Source organism: Micrococcus sp. HG099 (genome assembly GCF_024723355.1).
Classification (GTDB): Bacteria; Actinomycetota; Actinomycetes; order Actinomycetales; family Micrococcaceae; genus Micrococcus; species Micrococcus endophyticus.
Window position 1 is genome coordinate 1 of the sequence record NZ_JANQCJ010000157.1, and the last position, 4,279, is coordinate 4,279.

Genomic DNA, 4,279 nt, shown 5'->3' on the forward strand with positions numbered 1-4,279 from the left:
GGCGGGGGCCGCGGCGTCCGTGGCAGCGTCGGCGGTCTGCGGGGCCCAGCTCGTGGTGTCCGGACGGTCCTCGGGGAGGACGCGGGCGGTGCGGCCGCGCACGGTGGTGCCGGGGATGGCCAGGCTCAGGTCGTCCGGGGCGGTGGCGCCGGTGCGCTCGGTGGCGGGGAGTGTCTGGGTCATGCGGTGCTCCTGGGGGATGGGGAGACGGGAGGGAGGTCGGGGGCGGCGGGGTGGGCCGCGGCTCAGGGGACGGTGCTCAACGGATAGCGCTCACAGGTCGAGGCTCACGGGGCCGGCGGCGGCGCTGACGCAGGTCTGGACGAGGTCGCCGGGCTCGCCGTGGACCTCGCCGGAGCGCAGGTCGGTGACCTGGCCCGAGCGGAGGGGGGTGAGGCAGGCGTGGCAGATGCCCATGCGGCAGCCGGCCGGCGCGGCGACGCCGGCCTCCTCGGCCACGATCAGCAGCGGCACGTCGCCGGGGGCGTCGGCCTCGGCGTCGGAGTGCTCGAACACCACGCGGCCGCCGGCTCCGGCGACGCCCGGGGCGAAGTCCGCGCGGAAGCGCTCGATGCGCAGCTCCCCGCCGGCCTCGCGCCGCCAGAGGTCCTCGGCGTCGTCGAGGAAGGGGGCGGGGCCGCACGCGTACGCGGCGCGCTCGCGCCAGTCCGGGCACAGGGCCTCGAGCTCCGCGGGGGAGGACAGGTCCAGGCGGCCCTCGTCCGCGGTGTGGCGGTGCACCACGCGCAGGCCGGGGAACTGGTCGGCCAGCTCGGCGAGTTCCTCGCGGAACAGCGCCGTCTCCGGGGTGCGGGAGGAGTGGACCAGCACGACGTCGGCGTCCCGGCGGGCCGGGACGAGCGTGCGGATCATGGACATCACCGGGGTCAGGCCGGAGCCCGCGGTGAGCATGAGGAGCGGTCGCGGCTCCTCCGGCAGCGTGAAGTCGCCCTCGGGGACGTCGAGGAAGAGGACGTCGCCGGGCTTCGTGCGGCGCACGAGCGTGCCGGAGACGAGCCCGATGTCGGACACCGTGATCTCGGGGTCCGCGCCCGCCGGGGCCGAGAGCGAGTAGGAGCGCCACTGGCGGACCCCGTCCACGTCCACGCCGATGCGGGCCCACTGGCCGGCGTCGTGCAGGCGCCAGCCCGGGCCCGGGCGGAAGGCGATGGTCGCGGTGCCCGGGGTCTCGCGTCGCACGGAGGTGACCACGCCGCGCAGCTGCCGCGAGGAGTGCACGGGGTCCAGCAGGCCCAGCACGTCCTGCGGCGTGAGCGGATGCAGCAGCGTCGACGCCAGGCGGGAGAGCAGAGAGGGACCGGCCATGGCTTCAGCGTATGGCTCGGGGAATCACGATTCTTCACCTCGGGCGTACGATCGGCGGAAGAAGTTCATCTCGAGGAGACAACGATACCCGTGACGAGCCCCCGCCCCGAATCCGACTGGCGCCCCCCGTGGCAGGACCTGCCCGCCGACCTGCCCGGCCGCCTGGCCCATGCCCTGCCCGGGATCATGGAGCGCATCATCCAGACCGTGCCGGACCAGATCCCCGCCTACGCGGCGGCCCGGGACGGGCGCTACGGGAAGAACCTCACCCTCGGCGTCACCACCGCGCTCGAGCAGCTGATGAGCCTGCCGGGCACCTCGCGGCCGGCGCTGAGCGCCGAGTCCCGGGAGCCCATGGCCCGCCTCGGCGCCGGCGAGTTCCGCGAGGGACGGTCCATGGACGCCCTGCTCGGGGCCTACCGGACCTCCGCGCGGATCGTGTTCCGCGACCTCTCCGCCGAATGCGCGCGGCTGGGCATGGACATGTCCGTGGTCATCGAGCTCGGCGAGTCCATCTGGGCGTACATCGACGAGCTTTCCGCCGTCAGTGCGCAGGCGTACGCCGAGGCGCAGTCCGCGCAGGCCGGCGTGCGGGAGCTGCACCGGACCGCGCTGGCCGCCGCCCTCGTGCGCGGCGGCGCCGAGGAGAAGGAGGTCGAGCGGCTCGCGGCACTCGCGGACTGGCGCGTGCCGGCGCGGCTGGCCGTGGTGGCCCTGCCTCCCGACGCCGGCCAGGCCGTGCGCGCGCGGCTGGGCCGGGCCGGGCTCGTGGTGGAGCGGGACTCCGAGGTGGTCGCCGTGGTGGAGGCGGACGCGCCCGCCCGACGTCGCCGGCTGCTGCGGATCCTCGCGGGGACGGCCGCGGTGGTGGGTCCGGCCGTCGAGTGGCCGCTGGCCCCGCACTCGTACCGGGTGGCGCGCACCCTCGCGGGGCAGGAGGCCGCCCGTCGGGCTGCGGAGCAGCGGGCCGCGGCCCGGCCGGAGGGCGACGGGTCAGCGGCCGACGGCCCGGGGGCGGAGGAGGCCGTGGGCTTCGAGCCGGTCGGCGGTGCGGACCCGGCCGCGGGCACGCCCATCCTGGCCGAGGAGCACCTGGCCCGCGTGGTGCTGGGGGCCGAGCCTCGCGTCGTCGCCGAGCTGGCCGAGCGGGTGCTCGCCCCGCTCGCCGAGCTGACCGACGCCAAGCGCGCCGTGCTCGAGCAGACCCTGCTGAGCTGGCTCGTGCACTGGGGCCAGCGCGCGCCGATCGCCGCGGAGCTGAGCGTGCACCCGCAGACGGTCGGCTACCGCGTGGCGCGGCTGCGCGAGCTCTTCGGCGACGCCCTCGAGGACCCGGACGCCCGGTTCGACCTCGAGTTGGTCCTCCGGGCGCGGGCCGGGGGCATGGCGGCCTGACCGGCCGACGTCGGTCAGGGGGCCACGGCCCGTGCGCGGCACGGCGGCGGGCGGGTCTGGCCTGCGCCCGGGCGCCCCGGCAGTCTGGGGGATGCGTGGCGCGGCGATCCGCCCGCCGTCCCGACCGACTGAGGAGAGCAGCACCATGACCCATCACGACGACGACCGTTCCGCCCTGGCCGCCGGCGAGACCTACCTGGTCCACATCCTGGAGACCTCCACCCCGCCCGGGAACCCGGAGCACTACCGGATCACCGACGCCGTGGAGGCCCATCACGCCGAGACCGGCTCCTGGGACATCGAGGCCGCCGGCCCGGACGCCGCCCGCGAGCTGCTCGCGCGCCACGGCCGCTGAGCGGGGGCGTCGGCGATGCTGAGGACCGCGCCGACGCCGCTCAGAAGCGCATCGCCATGACGGTGCGCGAGGCCAGTCCCATGGTCTCGCGCGCCTCGGCGGCGCCGGTGAAGTCCTGTTCGGCCTCGCGCAGGCCGATCTTCTCCGCGACGCGGCGGGAGGCCGAGTTCTCCGGATGGATGATCGCCACCAGCTCGTGGTGGCCCAGCGCGTCGCGGGCGTGGTCCCGGCACGCGGCCGCCGCCTCGGTCGCGTAGCCGCGCCCCCAGAGGTCGGCGCGCACGTGGTAACCGACCTCGAGGCGGGGCTCGCCGTTGACCTCCTGCCACGTCAGGCCGCAGTCGCCGACGAAGCCGGGCTCGCCGTCGTCGGAGTGCTCCGGCAGGGTCTCGATGACCCACAGCCCGTGCCCGTCCTGGGCGTACCGGCGGCGGTTGCCGGCGATCCACTCGGCGGCCTGCTCCCGCGTGCGCGGGGCGGGGTAGAAGCGCATGACGGCGGGGTCGCCGAGGAGGGCGGCCATGGCGTCGAGGTCCGCCTCGGTCATCTCGCGGAAGCGCAGGCGCGCGGTGGGGGCGGGGAGCATGGGGACAGGCTAGCGACGGCGCGGACGCTCCCACGAGGAGCCCAGCTCCACGCCGCGCTCCCGCAGGTACGGCTCCGGGTCCACGGGCGTGCCGTCCACACGCAGCTCGAGGTGCAGGTGCACGCCGGTGGCGGTGCCCGTCTGCCCGACGCCGGCCAGCGCGTCCCCGGCGGACACCCGCTGGCCCGCGTTCACCACGGTGGAGTCCGGGGCCGCGTGGAGGTAGCGCCACACGTGGCCGTCGCCGGAGTCGACGGCGAGGAGGTTGCCGCCCGCGTCCCCGCCCGCCTCGACGAAGAGGACCCGCCCGTCCGAGACCGAATGGAAGGGCGTGCCCTCCGGGACGCCGCCGAGGTCCACGCCGGTGTGGTCCGTGAGGGCGTCCGTGTCCGTGCTGGGCGGGGCGCTGCCCTCCCCGAACGGGTTCGGCCGGGGTCCGAAGCGCGAGGTGACGCGGCCGCGGACCGGCTCCGCGAAGCCCTCCGCGGACACGATGGGCGGGGCGGGCGTGGAGGCGGCGGGGCGGCGGGAGCCCTGCTGGCCCGGGACGCCGTCGGGGCCGAGGGCCAGCGCCGCCCACAGGACCGCGCCGATCAGGGCGAACGCGAGCACCGCCG

General features: G+C 76.6%; 5 protein-coding genes and 1 pseudogene. 2 read left to right on the forward strand and 4 right to left on the reverse strand.

From position 1 onward, the window contains the following. Window positions 1-183 (reverse strand): annotated as a pseudogene (locus NWP10_RS10720) (acyl-CoA desaturase); the annotation flags it as partial. A 90-nt stretch (window positions 184-273) separates the two neighbouring features. Then, window positions 274-1,326: a ferredoxin reductase gene (locus NWP10_RS10725; protein WP_017488871.1), complete on the reverse strand. Its 1,053-nt coding sequence runs from the start codon at window positions 1,324-1,326 to the stop codon at window positions 274-276. 90 nt (window positions 1,327-1,416) lie between these two features. Between NWP10_RS10725 and NWP10_RS10730 the strand changes: the two genes are divergently transcribed. Together NWP10_RS10730 and NWP10_RS10735 are read left to right on the forward strand one after the other, a co-directional pair. Further along, on the forward strand, window positions 1,417-2,721 hold the full coding sequence (locus NWP10_RS10730; protein ID WP_258300898.1) for a helix-turn-helix domain-containing protein: 1,305 nt from the start codon (window positions 1,417-1,419) through the stop codon (window positions 2,719-2,721). Between the two features lie 145 nt (window positions 2,722-2,866). Continuing rightward, entirely contained in the window at window positions 2,867-3,076 is a 210-nt protein-coding gene (locus NWP10_RS10735) for a hypothetical protein (RefSeq protein WP_158492252.1), read from the forward strand. Window positions 3,077-3,116: 40 nt separating this feature from the next. Here the strand turns inward: NWP10_RS10735 and NWP10_RS10740 are convergent, their stop codons facing one another. Next, entirely contained in the window at window positions 3,117-3,662 is a 546-nt protein-coding gene (locus NWP10_RS10740) for a GNAT family N-acetyltransferase (RefSeq protein ID WP_258300899.1), read from the reverse strand. Between the two features lie 9 nt (window positions 3,663-3,671). Further along, window positions 3,672-4,279, reverse strand: a 608-nt coding sequence (locus tag NWP10_RS10745) for a M23 family metallopeptidase (RefSeq protein WP_258300900.1), incomplete at its 5' end; no start/stop codon positions are given.

Coding starts and splice junctions, on each gene's coding strand:
- NWP10_RS10725 (WP_017488871.1), bottom strand. CDS start 1,326: ATGGCCGGTCCCTCTCTGCTCTCCCGCCTGGCGTCGACGCTGCTGCAT.
- NWP10_RS10740 (WP_258300899.1), bottom strand. CDS start 3,662: ATGCTCCCCGCCCCCACCGCGCGCCTGCGCTTCCGCGAGATGACCGAG.
- NWP10_RS10735 (WP_158492252.1), top strand. CDS start 2,867: ATGACCCATCACGACGACGACCGTTCCGCCCTGGCCGCCGGCGAGACC.